Below are 15,297 nucleotides of genomic sequence, written 5' to 3' on the forward strand. Positions count from 1 at the left end.
CTCCCCCGTGGGACCGGCAAGATCGATGGACGTCGTCCGCCCCGTGCGAATCGACGGCCACTACCGGCGCTGTGTTCTATCGCACTTATCGACACCGGGACAAGGGTCTGCCGGGAACATGACTGAACAGCCAGGAGACGAATCACGCGGAACCCTGGCAAATCGGCGGCCGACGATGCGCGCCGGTGTCAGAACAGGGTCAACTCCTGCGGTGTCACACTCGGCGCCACGGCCACCCGGGCGGTCAGCTGCGGCCCGTCGTTGCGAACGTCCCCCACCGCCGCACCCACCGGTCGGATCTCCAACCCCGCCAACTGCTCCGTCGACGCCGCCGTGAGCAACCGCTCCGGCTCGTCGGTCGACGCGAGCCACGACGACCAACGCTCGGGCGGCAGCAGCACCGGCATCCGGTCGTGCACCTCGACCAGGTCGCCGAGCGCCGCGGTGGTCAGCACGCTGAAGGTGAGTCGGCGCTCGGCGTCGGACTCCCAGACCGACCAGATGCCGGCCAGCGCCAGCACCGAGCCGTCCCGGGGGGTCATGAAGTACGCCTGCCGGCCGCCGTCGGGGAGCCGGACCCACTCGTACCAGCCATCGGCCGGGACCAGGCAGCGGCGGCGGGCGAACGAGCCGGCGTACGCCCGGCTGGTGGCCACCGTCTCCGCCCGCGCGTTGATCATGCGGGCGGCGCCCGAGGCGGAGCGGGACCAGTGCGGCAGCAGACCCCAGCGGCCGACACAGAGGCTGCGGTGCCCCTCCGGGGTGACCCGGACCAGCGGCACCGGGTCGGTCGGTGCGACGTTGTGATCCGGCCGGACCCCGCCCTCGGTGTCGTCGGACGACTCGAACAGCGCGCTCAGCTCACCGGAGCTTCGGGTCGTCGCGTACCTGCCACACATGGCACACACGCTAATGCGTCGGACGCCCGGTTGGCTGTCCCGACAACCGGGAGTACGACCGCCGGTTCCCACCGTCCACCGGCCGACACGGCAGAATGTAACCGTGGGGAATCTGACCGCGACCCGGCCGCCGCAGCCGTGGACCGCACCGACCGCGTCCGACCCGGTGGCGGCGACGCTGCGTCTGCCCGGCTCCAAATCGATGACCGCCCGCGCCCTGGTGCTCAGCGCGCTCGCCGCCGGCCCGTCGACGCTGGCCGGGCCGCTGCGCGCCCGCGACACCGAGTTGATGGCCGCCGGCCTGCGGGCGATGGGCGCGCACGTGTCGATCAGCGACGACGAGCGCTGGCTGGTCCGGCCGCACCCGCTGGTCGGCCCCGCGCACGTCGACGTCGGGCTGGCCGGCACCGTGATGCGGTTCGTGCCGCCGGTGGCGGGCCTGGCCGACGGGCAGGTCACCTTCGACGGCGACCCGTACGCCCGCACCCGGCCCCTCGGCCCGCTCGTCGGCGCGCTGCGCTCGCTGGGCGTCCGGATCGACGTCACCGGCGCGGGCAGCCTGCCGCTGACCGTGCTCGGCACCGGCCGGGTCGCCGGGGGCGACGTGGTGATCGACGCGTCCGCGTCCAGCCAACTCGTCTCCGGCCTGCTGCTGGCCGCCCCGCGCTTCGACCGCGGGGTCGTGGTGCGCCACGTCGGCCCGCCGGTGCCCTCCGCGCCGCACCTGCGGATGACGGTGCAGATGCTGCGGGCCGCCGGCGCGGCGGTCGACGACAGCACCCCCGACGTGTGGGCCGTCGAGCCCGGCCCGCTCACCGGGCGCGGCTGGGACATCGAACCGGACCTCTCCGGCGCCGTGCCGTTCTTCGCCGCCGCCCTGGTCACCGGGGGTGAGGTGACCCTCCAGGGCTGGCCGCACAACAGCGCCCAGCCGGTCGAGCAGCTCCGCTCGCTGCTCCAGCGGATGGGCGGCGAGGTCACCCTCTCCACCAACGGGCTGACCGTCCGCGGCACGGGCGTGGTGCACGGTCTGACCGCCGACCTGTCCGACGTCGGCGAGCTGACCCTCGTGCTGACCGCGCTGGCCATGCTGGCCGACTCGCCGTCGGTCTTCACCGGCGTCGGGCACATCCGGGGCCACGAGACCGACCGGCTCGCCGCGCTCGCGCGGGAGTTCGGCGGGCTCGGGGCGGACATCACCGAGACCGCCGACGGGCTGGAGATCCGGCCGCGCCCGCTGCGCGGTGGAGTCTTCCGCACCTACCACGACCACCGGATGGCACACGCCGCCGCGGTGGCCGGGCTCGCCGTTCCCGGCATCGAGGTGGACGACGTGGGGTGTACCTCCAAGACCATGCCCGAGTTCCCGGAGCTATGGTCAGCGATGGTGACCGGCAAGAGCTGACGCGAGAAGAGGACAGGTCCTGGCGACCAAACGGCGGGAGTACGACGAGGACGACGTACGGGTCCGGCCCGGAAAGTCCTCGCGCCCGCGTACGCGTACCCGCCCACGGCACGCCGACGCGGTCGACGGGTTCGTCATCGCCGTCGACCGGGGCCGCTACACGTGCGTGCTGTCCGGAGCCGAACGCGGGGTGGTCGGCGCCGAGCTGCCCACGGTCACCGCGATGCGGGCCCGTGAGCTGGGCCGCAAGTCGGTGGTGGTGGGTGACCGGGTCAGCCTGGTCGGTGACACGTCGGGCGCGGAGGGCGCTCTCGCTCGCATCGTCCGGATCGCCGAGCGCCGCTCGGTGTTGCGCCGCACCGCCGACGACGACGAGACCACCGCCGAGGGTCGGCTGGAACGGGTGGTGGTGGCCAACGCCGACCAGCTGGTGATCGTCAGCGCCCTGGCCGATCCGCCGCCGCGCACCGGGTTCATCGACCGCTGCCTGGTGGCCGCGTACGACGCGGACGTCGAGCCGCTGCTCTGCCTCACCAAGGCCGATCTGGCCGGGCCGGAGGAGGTGTTGGGCTACTACACGGAGTTGGAACTGCCGTACGTGCTCAACCGCCCCGACGGCGACCTCGACGCGCTCCGGGCGCTGCTGAGTGGCAAGGTGTCGGTCCTGGTCGGGCACTCCGGGGTGGGCAAGTCGACGCTGGTCAACCGCCTCGTCCCGGACGCCGCCCGGGCGGTCGGCGTGGTGAGCGCGATCGGCCGGGGTCGGCACACCTCCACCAGCGCGGTGGCGCTGCGGCTGCCACCGGTGCCGGGCGTCGACAGCGACCCGGGCTGGATCATCGACACCCCCGGGATCCGCAGCTTCGGGTTGGCGCACGTCTCGGCCGACAGCCTGCTGCACGGCTTCCCGGACCTGGTCGAGGGCACCGTCGACTGCCCGCCGAACTGCCCGCACACCGCCGACGAGGCGGAGTGTGGGCTGGACGCCTGGGTGGCCGCCGGTAAGGCCGACCCGCGTCGGTTGGCCTCGTACCGTCGGTTGCTCGCCTCCCGGGCCGGCGAGGGTGACCCACGCGGCGACAGCGACCAGCGCGGGCCCGGTGAGGGTGACCGTCGCGGGCCGGACGAGTGACCCGACCGGCGTGGGCTAGGTTGCCGGCATGACCGGGTACGCCGACGATCTCGCCCTAGCCCACCTGCTCGCCGACCGGGCCGACGCCATCGCCACGGCCCGGTTCCGCGCGCTCGACCTGCACGTCGAGGCGAAGCCCGACCTGACGCCGGTCTCCGACGCGGACACCGCCGTGGAGCGGGAGATCCGCGCCCTGCTGGCCGAGCACCGGCCGGCCGACGGACTCATCGGTGAGGAGTACGGCGCGCAGCCGTCCGCCGACCCGAACGGCCGCCGGTGGATCATCGACCCGATCGACGGCACCAAGAACTTCGTCCGTGGTGTGCCGATCTGGGCCACCCTGATCGCCCTCTACGACGGCGACCGGCCGGCCGTCGGCGTGGTGTCCGCACCAGCGCTCGGACGACGCTGGTGGGCCAGCGCCGGCGCGGGCGCGTACGCCGGACCGGGCCCTGCGGCCGGCGAACGGATCGGCGTCTCCGCGGTGCGCGGGATCGCCGATGCCAGCTTCTGTTACTCCTCGCTGGAGGGGTGGGAGAAGGGCGGGCGGCTCGACGCGGTGCTCGACCTGATGCGCGGCAGCTGGCGCAACCGGGCGTACGGCGACTTCTACGGTTACATGCTGCTGGCCGAGGGTGCACTCGACGTGATGGCCGAGCCGGAGTTGTCCCTGTGGGACGTGGCGGCGCTGGTGCCGATCATCACGGAGGCGGGTGGCACGGTCACGGATCTGGCCGGTCGACCGTCGCCCACCGGCCCTGCGGGCACCGACAGCAGCGTGGTGGCCACCAACGGTGTGCTGCACGCCGACATCCTCGCCCGGCTGAATCGACCAGCCGCGCGCTGACCCTCGGCAACCTCTATCCTCGCCAGGTGGTCTCCTCCGGCTGGTGCTTCCTCGCGGCGATGATCGTCGCGTACGGCTTCGCCAACCTGCTCCAGTCGGTGGCGGCTGCCCGCACCACGGTCCACCACACCTTCGATCCGGGCCTGCTGCTGCGCCTCGCCGGGCACCGGACGTACCTGGTCGGCCTGGGCTGTCAGATCGGCGGTTTCGTGCTCGCCTTCCTGGCCCGGCGGGATCTGCCGCTGTTCCTCGTGCAGGCCAGCGTGGCCGCCGGGCTCGGGGTGACCGCCATCCTCGGGGTGCTGGTGCTGAAGTGGCGGCTGCCGGCGGCGGAGGTGGTGCTGCTGGCGCTGCTCTTCGCGGGGATCACCGCGCTGGTGCTGTCCGCCCGGCCGGCGCCGTCGAAGCAGCTCGGCACCGCCGGCTCGGTCGCCCTGCTGGCGGCGCTCGGCGCCATCGCGGTGCTCGGTGTCTTCGCCGTCCGGCTGCACGGCGCGCCGGGTTCGGTGGCCCTCGGCTCACTGGCCGGGCTGGCGTTCAGCTCTGCCGCGGTCGCCGCCCGGCCACTGGCATCCGCGCCGTCCGCCGAGGCGTTCCTCGCCGACCCGCTGCTCTACCTGCTGATCGCCCACTCGATCGTCGGTCAGCTGCTGCTCGGTCTGGCCATGCAACGCGGCTCGACGACCGCTGCGGTCGCCGCGATGGACGCCGCCGGCGCGGTGCCGGCCGCGATCGTCGGCCTGCTGCTGCTCAACGACAAGATCTGGCCGGGGCGGGAGTGGCTGGCCGCGGCCGGCTTCCTGGTCACCCTGGCCGCGGTGATCGGCCTGACCCGGTACGCCGAACCGCAGCAGCACCGCTCGGTGGCACCCCGGCGGGACCCCGCCATGGTCGCTGCCGGCCGGACCGGCTGACCGGCCGGGGCGGGCTGGCCGACACCACGCACGCGGGTGTCGCGGCACCGCCCCCGCTCAGGCTTCGACGGGCTTGCGTCGGCTCACCACCCGCTCGTAGAGACGCTCCAACGCCCCGGCGGTGCGCTCCCAGGTGTAGCTGCTGCGCACCCGGTCCACGGCGGCGTGCCCGTACGCGAACCGGCCGGCGTTGTCGGCGAGCAGCCGGCGCAGCGAGACGCCGAGTGCCCGTACGTCACCGGGGGGCACCAGGCGACCGGTGACCTCGTCGACGACGGCGTCGGCCAGGCCACCCATCGCGTAGCCGATCACCGGCACCCCGCAGGCCATCGCCTCCAGCGAGACGCGCCCGGCCGAGGAGTAGTGCGGCGTGCAGGCGACCACGTCCGCCGACCGGTACCAGGTGGCCATCTGGTCGTGCGGCACCGCCCCGACGAGCCGTACCTGGTCGACGACGCCGATCTGTTCAGCGAGCGCGCGCAGCCGTCGCGCCTCGGCGTGGTTGGCCAACTGGTCGGCCGGCGGCCCACCGGCGATGACCAGCTCGGCGTCACCGACCAGCCGCATCGCCCGGATCAGGTCCTCCTGGCCGTGCCCGGCGGCGAGCGAGCCCACCGAGAGGATGCGGGGCCGCTGTTCGCGCGGTGCGGCCTCGCCGTCGGGATGGAACTGCTCGATGTCGACGCCGGCCGGCACCAACGCGACCGAGCTGCGTTGCAGACCCATCCGGGTCAGCTCGTCGACCTCGTCGTTGGACTGCGCCACGGCGATGTCGACAGCCCGGGTCAACGCGCGCTCCAGCGTGATCCGCTGTCCCGGCCCGTCGTAGTGGCCGCCCAGGTGGCGCAGCTGCTCGATGCCGAGCGAGTGGAACGTCTGCACCACCGGAATGTCGGTCTCCCGAACGGCGTGCGCGGCGGCCAGGCCACCGACCCAGTAGTGCCCGTGCACCACCTCGGGCCGCCAGGCACCCGACCACTCCTCGGCCAGCCAGCGGCCGACCTCCGTCACGTACGGGATCAGCTCGGCGGTGGGTAGTGGGGTGGGTGGGCCGGCGGGCACCTGGTGCACCTGGTAGCCGTCGATGGTCATCGTCGCCGGCAGCGCCGGGTCGTCCCGACGGTCGTAGAGGCGGACGTCGTGGCCTCGCTCGGCCAGCTCGGCGGCGACCCGCGCGATGTGCTGTCGGGTCCCGACCGGCGGGCCGGCGGCGTGGCGGTACGAACTGGCGTGCGCGCAGACGAGGCCGACGCGCATGGGTCACCTCCCTGCGATCTTTCCTCGGCGGTGGTCCTCCCGGTCAGAGCGTCCCATTAACCCCGCGATGCTGAGCCGAAACCTGGCAGATCAGGAAGAGTCCCGCGAGTGCCACCGACACTTGCGCCCCGGCAAGCACATCCGACACGTCGGCACGGTTCGACGATGATCCACCCGCCGTCGCCGGTGTGACCAGGTCCGGCGGCGGGTACCGCTGAGGAATGCCGCTCACCCGCAGCCTCGCCGATTCGACCGTGGTGATCACCGGCGCGTCCAGCGGCATCGGCACGGCGACCGCGTACGCGTTGGCCCGTCGGGGTGCCGCCGTCGTGTTGGCCGCCCGCAGCGAACCCGCCCTGCGGCAGGTCGCGCAGCGCTGCCGGCAGGTGGGCGGTCAGGCGCTGGTCGTACCGACCGACGTGACCGAACTGGAGTCGGTGCGGCGGCTGGCCGATCAGGCGGCGGCCGAGTTCGGCCGGATCGACGCCTGGGTGAACAACGCCGCGGTCAGCGCGGTGGGTCTGTTCGACGAGATCCCGGTCGCCGAGTTCCGCCGGGTGCTGGAGGTCAACCTGCTCGGGGCCGTGCACGGCTTCAAGGCGGCCCTGCCGTACCTGGACGCCGCCGGTGGCGGTGTGCTGATCAACAACGCCTCGGTGCTGGCCGAGGTGGCCATGCCCTACCAGTCGGCGTACAACGCCACGAAGCACGGCATCCGGGGGCTGGCCGACACCGTCCGACAGGAGCTGCGGGTCACCGGTCGGGGTCAGATCTCCGTGTGCACCGTGCTGCCGGCCAGCATCGACACCCCGTTCTTCCGGCACAGCGGCAACCACAGCGGCCGGGAGTTGGTGCCACCTCCGCCGATCTACCCGCCGGAGGTGGTGGCCGAGACCATCGTCCGGCTGCTGCGCCGACCCCGCCGCGAGGCGTACGCCGGTGGCGCGGCCCGGCTGCTCGGCTTGCAGTGGCGGCTCGCGCCCGCGCTGATGGAGCGCACCCTCGGCTGGTACGCCCACCGCACCCAGTTCGGCCCCGGCGCCCGCTTCGACAGCAGCGGCAACGTGTTCCAACCCGACGCCAACGCCCGGCAGGACGGGGGTTGGCATGGTCGACGGCGGCAGTTGGTGCGGATGACCGCCGCGTTCGGTCTGGCCGCCGCCGGCACCGCTGTCGGCACCCTGGCGGCCATCAGCCGCCGCTCCCGAGCGGACCGCTGATGGCCGATGTCGAGCGCCCGAATGCGCTGACCGTCACTGGGGCGCAGAATAGGCCGATCATGTCGAGCTGTCTCGTGGAAGTCGTCGAATCGTCGGCGGTGGTCCGGCTGACCGGGGTGCTCGACGCGGGCGCAGCGGAGGCGGTACGCGCCGCGCTGCTGACCCGCCTCGTGGACCGGCCCGGTCCGGTGGTGGCCGACCTGACCGGCCTGCGGGTCGTCGACCCGGCCGGGCGGCGCGTCTTCGCCGATGTGCGCCGGGAGGTCGCCGACTGGCCCGCCGCGGATCTGCTGCTGTGTGACCCGACGGTCGGCGGGGCCGCCCACCCGGACGCCGCGCCAGTCGAGCCGATCCTGGTGGCCGGTGTACCGACCTGGCCGACGGTGGAGGGCGCGCTGGCCGCGGTCGCGGCGCTACCACTGGCGGCGGTGCTCACCGTCGACCTGGCCCCGGTGGTGGGTGCCGCCCGCCAGGCGCGGGAGCTGGTCACCACGGGGTGCGAGCGCTGGGGGATGCCAACGCTCGCCGACCCGGCGTGCATCGCGGTCACCGAGATGGTCAACAACGTGGTGGCGCACGCCCGGACCCCGATGACGGTTCGGCTGGCCCCCCACGAGACCACCCTGCGCCTGGCGGTTCGCGACCACTCCCCGCGTCGGCCGACGTTCGTCGGGATGTCCCCGCCGACCCGGGCCGGCGGCCGGGGCCTGCTGTTGATCAACACGATGAGCCGCCGTCGGGGCAGCAGTGTCGTACCCGACGGCAAGGTCGTCTGGTGCGTGCTGCACCCCGACGACGAGGCCACCTGACGGGTCTTTTCGCCGTCGACGCCCGGTTCGGCGCCGTACCGCCGAAGGTCGCCCGGTTATGGCGGGAGGGCAGCGGGTAGTGATCAGACATGCGCGACAACGAGTACCCGACCCCCGTGTCCGACACCGAGGCGCAAGGGCTGCCCGACACCGCCGACGACGACTCGACCGCCAACGACGACGTCCTCACCGGGCGCGAGGCGGACGGCCCGGACCCGGCCCAACTGCCCGGCGACCGGACGCCGGTGGCGGTGGACCGGTTCGGCACGACCGCCGACGAGCAGCTCGACGGTGAGTCGTTGGACTACAAGCTCGACCGCGAGGTCTACGAGCGCCCGGCGGACGACCCGCTGGCCGGCACCATCGACCCGAAGATCGCCTTCGAGGCGGACAACCTGGAAGCCGCGGCGGAGGCGCAACTGGACGCCGACGTGATGGATCCCGGGCCGACCTCGGACCCGAACTCGCCGGTCTCCCTCTACGACCACGGTCAGCTCGGCACGGTGGCCGACGCGACGGTGGGGCGGTTGGTGCAGCCGGACGAAGGGTCGCACACCGACCAGGAGACCGACTCGGTGGCGTACGACGCCGGATCGGCCGGGGGCGGAGCGACCGCCGAGGAACTGGCCATCCACGAGACGGAACCACCGCGCTCGGTCTGAGGTCCGCTCAGCCTGAGGTCCGCTCAGTCGTCCAGGCCGCGTTCGATGGCGTACCGGGTCAGCTCGACCCGGTTGTGCAGTTGCAGCTTGCCCAGGGTGTTCTGCACGTGGTTCTGCACCGTGCGGTGCGACAGGCCGAGCCGCTGGGCGATCTGCTTGTACGACATCCCCTTCGCCACCAGCCGCAGCACCTCGGTCTCCCGTTCGGTGAGCTGGGGCGTCGCGGGTTCGACGGCGCCGGCCGTGCCGCTCCCCCGCCCCGGTCCGGCGGCCAGCCGGCGGTACTCGCCGAGAACCAGCCCGGCCAGGCCCGGGGTGAAGACCGCGTCGCCGGCGGCGGTGCGGTGGACCGCCTCCAGGAACTCGGCGGGCGCTGTCGACTTCACCAGGTAACCGGTGGCCCCGGCCTTGACCGCGTCCAGGACGCTCTGCTGTTCGCCGCTGGCGCTGAGCATCAGCACCCGCACCGAGGGCAGCGCCGCGCGCAGACCCAGGATCACCTCGACGCCGGAGATGTCCGGTAGTTGCAGGTCGAGGACGACGACGTCGGGCCGGGCGGCGGCGGCCACCCGGATGGCCTGCCGCCCCTCACCGCTGGTCGCCACCACCAGGAAACCGGCCTCGGTCAGGTCGCGGGCCACCCCCTCCCGCCACATCGGATGGTCGTCCACCACCATCACCCGGATCGGGTTCACCGCGCTGACCTCGGCACGCTCAGCTCGATCTCGGTGCCCACCTCGGGCGCGGACACGATCCGCACCGTCCCACCCACGTCGGTCACCCGCCCCCGGATCGACTGGGTCACACCGAGCCGACCCTGCGCGGCCGCCTCGGCCAACCGGCCGTCCGGGATGCCCGGCCCCTCGTCACGGATCGACACGGTCACCGTCGCCCCCTCGTCCTCGATCAGCACCCAGGCCCGCCCACCGGCGTGCCGCCCCACGTTGTCCAGGGCCGCGCCGGTGGCGGCGGCCAACTCGCCGGCCACCCGTCGCGGCAGCGGCACGGGGGTGGCCGGGGCGGAGAGCGCCACCGTCGCCGAGGCGTACCGGCCGAGCAGGGTTCGCAGGTCCACCGCCTCGCCGCCGTCCGGGAGGCCGGCGTCGGTCGGGCTGCCACCGGCGATCAGCGCCCGCAGCGCAGCCTCCTGCTCGCCGGCCAGCCGGGCCAACTCGCCGGCCTCCCCGGGCAGGTCAGCGCCGCGTCGTTGGACCAGCGCCAGCACCTGGAGAACCGAGTCGTGAATGCCCCGGGCCAGCCGCTCCCGCTCCCGGGTGGCGGCCTCCAACTCCACCGCCCGTTGCAGCCGCTCCTCGGCGGTCGCCGCGAGCCGGGCCACGTGCCCGACCACCACCCCGGCGAGCAGCATCAGGATCACCCCGGTGAACGAGGACTGGCCGATCCGCTCCCGGGTGGCGAGGTCCGCGCCGGCGACCAGCAGCGCGGCGACCGTGCCCCGCCGCCGGCCACCGGAGACGGCCCAGGCCAGCACCGGGCCGGCCATCCAGGCCACCCCCAGGGTGGGTACGCCGTGGCTGAGCGCGGTCCGCCCGACCACCCACGGGGTGGACAGCACGATGGCCACCACCACCCCGAGGTCGGCCAGCAGCAGCGGCCACCGCCGCCAGGCCGGCCGGGCGTACCCGATCGCGGTCGCCCCGGTCCAGGCGATCATCAGCAGGATCAGGGCACCGACGGCGTACGGGTGGGCGTACCGGTCGGCGTCGCGCACCGCGAGCGCGCAGACGTACGCCAGGGAGGCCAGTCTGAACACGGTGAGCGCACGCCACAGCGGCACCTCGAATCCCCGCGGCGGCGACGGCATGGCGGTCAGGATGCCACAGCCCGGCCACGCCGCCCGGTGAGCAGCGAGTGCGATTCGAGAAACCCTGACGTACGGTGGAAAAGCCGCGAAATACTCCGAGATCCGCCGCCGGGACGGGCCCATGACGAACGCCGAGCCGCACGCACCGCGTACGGTTGTGCCCATCGAACCTGCCCTCCTGATCACCGAAGCCTTCGACCAGGCCCAGGTGACCGAGATTCGACACTCGGTCACCTCCTGCGCGCATGCCTCGGGCCTCACCGGCCAGGGGCTCGACGACTTCGTGCTCGCGATCAACGAACTGATCACCAACGCGGTGCGGCACGGCGGCGGGCGGGGCTGGCTGCGGCTCTGGCAGGAGTCGGGTGCGCTGGTCTGCGAGGTCTCCGACCACGGGCACGGGATCAGCCCGCAACGGCTGGGCGACCGCAGCCGGCCGGCCCCGGACACCGCCGGTGGCTGGGGCCTCTGGCTGGCCCGCGAACTGAGCGACGCGATGGAGGTCGTCACCGGCACCGCCGGCACCACCGTCCGCATCACCACCAGCCTCACCGCCCCCAACCACACCCCGCGCTGACCCACCCCACCCCGCCGCGCCCACCCGCCCGCCCCCGCTCCGCCCGCCCCCGCTCCGCCCGCGCCGCCCGCCGCGCCCACCCGCCCGCGCCGTCCGCCCTCCCCCACCCGGTCGATCATGGAGTTGTGGTGGGGGACAAAGTCCTTGCATGGCACCAAAACAGGCACCATAAGTCCATGATCGACCGGGTGGAGCGGGCGGGGGCGGGCGGAGGCGGGGCGGGTGGAGCGGGCGGAGCGGGCGGAGCGGGCGGAGCGGGCGGAGCGGGGGCGGGCGGGGTTAGGAGAACAGCGCGGAGACGGACTCCCCGTTGTGGATCCGGCGCATCGCCTCGGCCAGGGCGGGGGCCACCGACAGGACCTGCAGCTTGGGGACCCGCTTGCCGGCCGGAATGGGCACCGTGTTGGTGCAGACGATCTCCAGGACGCCTTCCTGGTTGCTGAGCCGCCGCAACGCGTCACTGGAGAAGAGGCCGTGCGTGCAGGCGAGCCGGATCGACCGGACCTTCAGGCCACGCAGATGCTCCATCAACTCGATCACCGTGCTGCCCTTGGCGATCTCGTCGTCCAACACGATGACGTCCCGGTCGGTCACGTCGCCGATCACCGCGCTGATCTTGACCAGGTCGTCGCTGAACCGCTGCTTCGCCCCGGCCGCGACCGGTGTGCCGAGCAGCCGGGCGAAAGCGGCGGCCTCCTTGGCGTTGCCCAGGTCGGGCGAGACCACAACGGTGTTGCTGAGGTCGTAGCGCCGGAAGTGCGTGGCCAACTCCCGCAGCGCGTGCAGGTGATCCACCGGGACGCTGAAGAAGCCGTGCACCTGCGGCGAGTGCAGGGTCATCGCGAGCACCCGGTCGGCCCCGGCCGAGGTGAGCAGATCGGCGACGAGCCGGGCACCGATCGAGATCCGCGGCGCGTCCTTCTTGTCCGATCGGGCGTACGCGTAGTGCGGCAGCACCACCGTGATCCGACCGGCGGAAGCCCCCCGGGCGGCGTCGATCATCAGGAGCAGCTCGACCAGGTGCTCCTGCACCGGCGGCACCAGCGGCTGGATCAGGAAGACGTCCCGCTCGCGGCAGTTGGCCTGCAACTGGACTTCCAGACAGTCGTTCGCGAACCGGGAGACCCGCACCGGGTGCAGCGGCACCCCCAGGTGGGCGCAGATTTCGGCAGCCAGGTCGGGATGGGCAGTTCCACTGAATACGGCGATGTCGCGCACGTTCGCACATCGTAGGCGAAGCGGACGCCCGCGCCCGGTGGTGGGCCGGAACCCAGCGTGACGCCGGTCGCACCGCGCCGCCCGTCCGGGTACGGTGCTGCGGGTGACCCCCCAGTACGTCGCCGCCATCGACCAGGGCACCACCTCCTCGCGGTGCATCGTCTTCGACCAGGCCGGGGACATCGTCGCCGTGGCCCAGCGCGAGCACCGGCAGATCTTCCCCCGACCGGGTTGGGTCGAGCACGACGCCGAGGAGATCTGGAACAACGTTCAGCAGGTGGTCGCCGAGGCGCTACGGGCCGCCGGCACCGACGCGTCCGGGTTGGCCGCCGTCGGCATCACCAACCAGCGGGAGACCACTGTCGTCTGGGACCGGGCCACCGGCCGCCCGGTGGCCAACGCCATCGTCTGGCAGGACACCCGGACCGGGCCGCTGCTGCGCGAGCTGGCCTCGGCGTACGGCGAGGAGCGGTTCCGGGCCCGTACGGGCCTGCCGCTGGCCACCTACTTCGCCGGCCCGAAGCTGCGCTGGCTGCTCGACGAGGTCGACGGCCTGCGCGAGCGCGCCGAGCGCGGCGAGGTGCTCTTCGGCACCATGGACAGCTGGCTGATCTGGAAGCTGACCGGCGAACACGTCACCGACGTGACCAACGCCAGCCGGACCATGCTGATGGACCTCACGACCCTGGACTGGGCACCGGAGCTGCTGGACGCGATGGGCGTGCCGGCCGCGATGCTGCCGGAGATCCGTTGCTCCGCCGAGGTGTACGGCACCGCCGGCGGGGTGCTCGCCGGGGTGCCGGTGGCCAGTGCGCTCGGTGACCAGCAGGCCGCCCTGTTCGGGCAGACCTGCTTCCAGCCGGGCGAGGCGAAGTGCACCTACGGCACCGGCAGTTTCCTGCTGCTCAACACCGGTGCCAGCCCGGTGCCGTCGACGCACGGCCTGCTCACCACGGTCGCCTACCGGATCAAGGACCAACCACCGGCGTACGCCCTGGAGGGCGCCATCGCGGTCACCGGTTCACTGGTGCAGTGGCTGCGGGACAACCTCGGGTTGATCTCCACGGCCGCCGAGGTGGAGGAGTTGGCCCGCACCGTGGACGACAACGGCGGCTGCTACGTGGTGCCGGCGTTCTCCGGCCTGTTCGCTCCGCACTGGCGTAGCGACGCCCGTGGGGTGATCGCCGGTCTGACCGGCTACATCACCAAGGGGCACCTGGCCCGTGCGGTCCTGGAGGCGTCGGCGTGGCAGACCCGCGAGGTGGTCGACGCGATGAACGCCGACTCCGACGTGGCGCTGCGTCGACTCCGGGTTGACGGCGGCATGACCGCCAACGGTCTGCTGATGCAGTTCCTCGCCGACGTGCTCGACGTGCCGGTGGTCCGTTCCCGGATCACCGAGACCACCTGCCTGGGTGCTGCGTACGCCGCCGGTCTGGCGGTCGGCTTCTGGCCGGACCTGGCCACCCTGCGGGCACAGTGGCGCTCCGACGCGCAGTGGGAGCCGACCATGGCCCCCGAGCTGCGCGAGCAGGAGCTGCGCCAGTGGCACAAGGCCGTCCAGCGCACCCTGGACTGGGTGGACTGAGCGTTACTCCCAGCGGTTGCCGGTGAGCTTCTCGTAGACGTCGACGTAGCGGGCCCGGGTCGCCTCGACCACCTCGGCCGGCACGTCCGGGGCGGGGGGCTGCTTGTCCCAGCCGCTGCCGGTGGCCCAGTCCCGCACGTACTGCTTGTCGTAGGAGAACTGCACCCGCCCCGGCTGGTACGACTCGGCGGGCCAGAACCGCGACGAGTCGGAGGTGAGCAGCTCGTCGGCGAGGACCAGGGTGCCGTCCGGCGCCCAACCCAGCTCGATCTTGGTGTCGGCGATCAGGATGCCCCGGTCGGCGGCCAACTCGGCCCCGCGCCGGTAGATGTCGAGGGTGATCTGCCGCAGCCGCTCAGCGGTGGCCTGGCCCAGCTTGTCCACCACGTCGTCGTACGTGATGGGCTCGTCGTGCTCGCCCGCCGGCGCCTTGCTCGACGGCGTGAAGATCGGCTCGGGCAGGATCGACGCCTCGCCCAGCCCTCGCGGCAGTGGTACGCCGGAGACCGCGCCGGTGCGCTCGTACTCCCGCAGGCCGCCGCCGGTCAGGTAACCGCGGGCGACGCACTCGACCGGGATGATGTCCAGCCGCTGGCAGCGGATGGCCCGCCCGGCGAACTCCGCGGGCACGTCGGTGGCCGAGATGACGTGGTTGGGCAGCAGGTCGGCGAGCTGCTCGAACCACCAGAGCGACAGCGCGGTGAGCAGGCGACCCTTGTCCGGGATCGGCGTCGGCAGCGGCACGTCGTAGATCGAGATGCGGTCCGAGGCCACCAGGATCAGGTCGTCGCCGTCGGCGTAGACGTCCCGGACCTTGCCCGAGTGCAGAAGTTCCACGCGCCCTAGTACACCACGCGTCTCGGGGGCGGCCTGATTCGACCACCCAGCCGAGGGTGACCGGACGGACGTTGACACCCTCGTGCGCTGCCTGCGTGAATGGTCCG

General features: G+C 73.1%; 14 protein-coding genes and 1 pseudogene. 9 read left to right on the plus strand and 6 right to left on the minus strand.

What is annotated here, in order from left to right:
* Positions 1–188: 188 nt before the first annotated feature.
* On the minus strand, positions 189–899 hold the full coding sequence (locus EV382_RS20575) for an SOS response-associated peptidase (RefSeq protein ID WP_130404285.1): 711 nt from the start codon (positions 897–899) through the stop codon (positions 189–191).
* A 103-nt stretch (positions 900–1,002) separates the two neighbouring features.
* Between EV382_RS20575 and aroA the strand changes: the two genes are divergently transcribed.
* From aroA to EV382_RS20595, 4 genes and pseudogenes are all read left to right on the plus strand, one after another.
* A complete protein-coding gene (gene aroA / locus EV382_RS20580; RefSeq protein WP_130404287.1) occupies positions 1,003–2,304 on the plus strand; it encodes a 3-phosphoshikimate 1-carboxyvinyltransferase in 1,302 nt (433 codons plus the stop codon).
* Positions 2,305–2,440: 136 nt separating this feature from the next.
* Positions 2,441–3,436: a ribosome small subunit-dependent GTPase A gene (rsgA, locus tag EV382_RS20585; RefSeq protein WP_130404289.1), complete on the plus strand. Its 996-nt coding sequence runs from the start codon at positions 2,441–2,443 to the stop codon at positions 3,434–3,436.
* A 28-nt stretch (positions 3,437–3,464) separates the two neighbouring features.
* Positions 3,465–4,283: a histidinol-phosphatase gene (gene hisN / locus EV382_RS20590; RefSeq protein WP_130404291.1), complete on the plus strand. Its 819-nt coding sequence runs from the start codon at positions 3,465–3,467 to the stop codon at positions 4,281–4,283.
* A 59-nt stretch (positions 4,284–4,342) separates the two neighbouring features.
* Positions 4,343–5,297 (plus strand): annotated as a pseudogene (locus tag EV382_RS20595) (hypothetical protein).
* Here EV382_RS20595 and EV382_RS20600 read toward each other — a convergent pair.
* Positions 5,255–6,454, minus strand: coding sequence for a glycosyltransferase (locus EV382_RS20600; RefSeq protein WP_130404295.1), 1,200 nt, complete (start codon positions 6,452–6,454; stop codon positions 5,255–5,257). The pseudogene EV382_RS20595 and the gene EV382_RS20600 overlap by 43 nt on opposite strands.
* 221 nt (positions 6,455–6,675) lie before the next feature.
* Here EV382_RS20600 and EV382_RS20605 point away from each other — a divergent pair, with 221 nt between their 5' ends.
* The 3 genes from EV382_RS20605 to EV382_RS33830 all read left to right on the plus strand — a co-directional run bounded on the left by EV382_RS20605 (position 6,676) and on the right by EV382_RS33830 (position 9,145).
* Positions 6,676–7,674: an SDR family oxidoreductase gene (locus EV382_RS20605; RefSeq protein WP_130404297.1), complete on the plus strand. Its 999-nt coding sequence runs from the start codon at positions 6,676–6,678 to the stop codon at positions 7,672–7,674.
* A 59-nt stretch (positions 7,675–7,733) separates the two neighbouring features.
* A complete protein-coding gene (locus EV382_RS20610; RefSeq protein WP_244236771.1) occupies positions 7,734–8,483 on the plus strand; it encodes an ATP-binding protein in 750 nt (249 codons plus the stop codon).
* Positions 8,484–8,572: 89 nt separating this feature from the next.
* Positions 8,573–9,145: a DUF5709 domain-containing protein gene (locus tag EV382_RS33830; RefSeq protein WP_130404301.1), complete on the plus strand. Its 573-nt coding sequence runs from the start codon at positions 8,573–8,575 to the stop codon at positions 9,143–9,145.
* 23 nt (positions 9,146–9,168) lie between these two features.
* On the opposite strand, the gene EV382_RS20620 is transcribed toward EV382_RS33830, so the two are convergent.
* Together EV382_RS20620 and macS are read right to left on the minus strand one after the other, a co-directional pair.
* Positions 9,169–9,822 carry a response regulator gene (locus EV382_RS20620; protein ID WP_130409045.1) on the minus strand — a complete coding sequence of 218 codons (654 nt, stop codon included), beginning with the start codon at positions 9,820–9,822 and terminating at the stop codon, positions 9,169–9,171.
* A gap of 14 nt (positions 9,823–9,836) precedes the next feature.
* Positions 9,837–10,970, minus strand: a complete 1,134-nt coding sequence (gene macS / locus EV382_RS20625; RefSeq protein WP_130404303.1) for a MacS family sensor histidine kinase — start codon at positions 10,968–10,970, stop codon at positions 9,837–9,839.
* 121 nt (positions 10,971–11,091) lie between these two features.
* Between macS and EV382_RS20630 the strand changes: the two genes are divergently transcribed.
* Positions 11,092–11,547 carry an ATP-binding protein gene (locus tag EV382_RS20630; protein ID WP_130404305.1) on the plus strand — a complete coding sequence of 152 codons (456 nt, stop codon included), beginning with the start codon at positions 11,092–11,094 and terminating at the stop codon, positions 11,545–11,547.
* Between the two features lie 279 nt (positions 11,548–11,826).
* Here EV382_RS20630 and EV382_RS20645 read toward each other — a convergent pair whose 3' ends face one another.
* Complete coding sequence (locus EV382_RS20645; protein WP_130404307.1) at positions 11,827–12,765, minus strand: ribose-phosphate diphosphokinase; 939 nt, start codon at positions 12,763–12,765, stop codon at positions 11,827–11,829.
* 103 nt (positions 12,766–12,868) lie between these two features.
* Here EV382_RS20645 and glpK point away from each other — a divergent pair, with 103 nt between their 5' ends.
* On the plus strand, positions 12,869–14,353 hold the full coding sequence (gene glpK / locus EV382_RS20650; protein WP_130404309.1) for a glycerol kinase GlpK: 1,485 nt from the start codon (positions 12,869–12,871) through the stop codon (positions 14,351–14,353).
* A 3-nt stretch (positions 14,354–14,356) separates the two neighbouring features.
* Here the strand turns inward: glpK and EV382_RS20655 are convergent, their stop codons facing one another.
* Positions 14,357–15,190 (minus strand): phosphoribosylaminoimidazolesuccinocarboxamide synthase, encoded by an 834-nt coding sequence (locus tag EV382_RS20655; RefSeq protein WP_130404311.1) that lies wholly within the window; start codon positions 15,188–15,190, stop codon positions 14,357–14,359.
* Positions 15,191–15,297 lie beyond the last annotated feature (107 nt).

Origin of the sequence: Micromonospora violae, from assembly GCF_004217135.1 — a bacterium.
GTDB classification, from domain to species: Bacteria; Actinomycetota; Actinomycetes; order Mycobacteriales; family Micromonosporaceae; genus Micromonospora; species Micromonospora violae.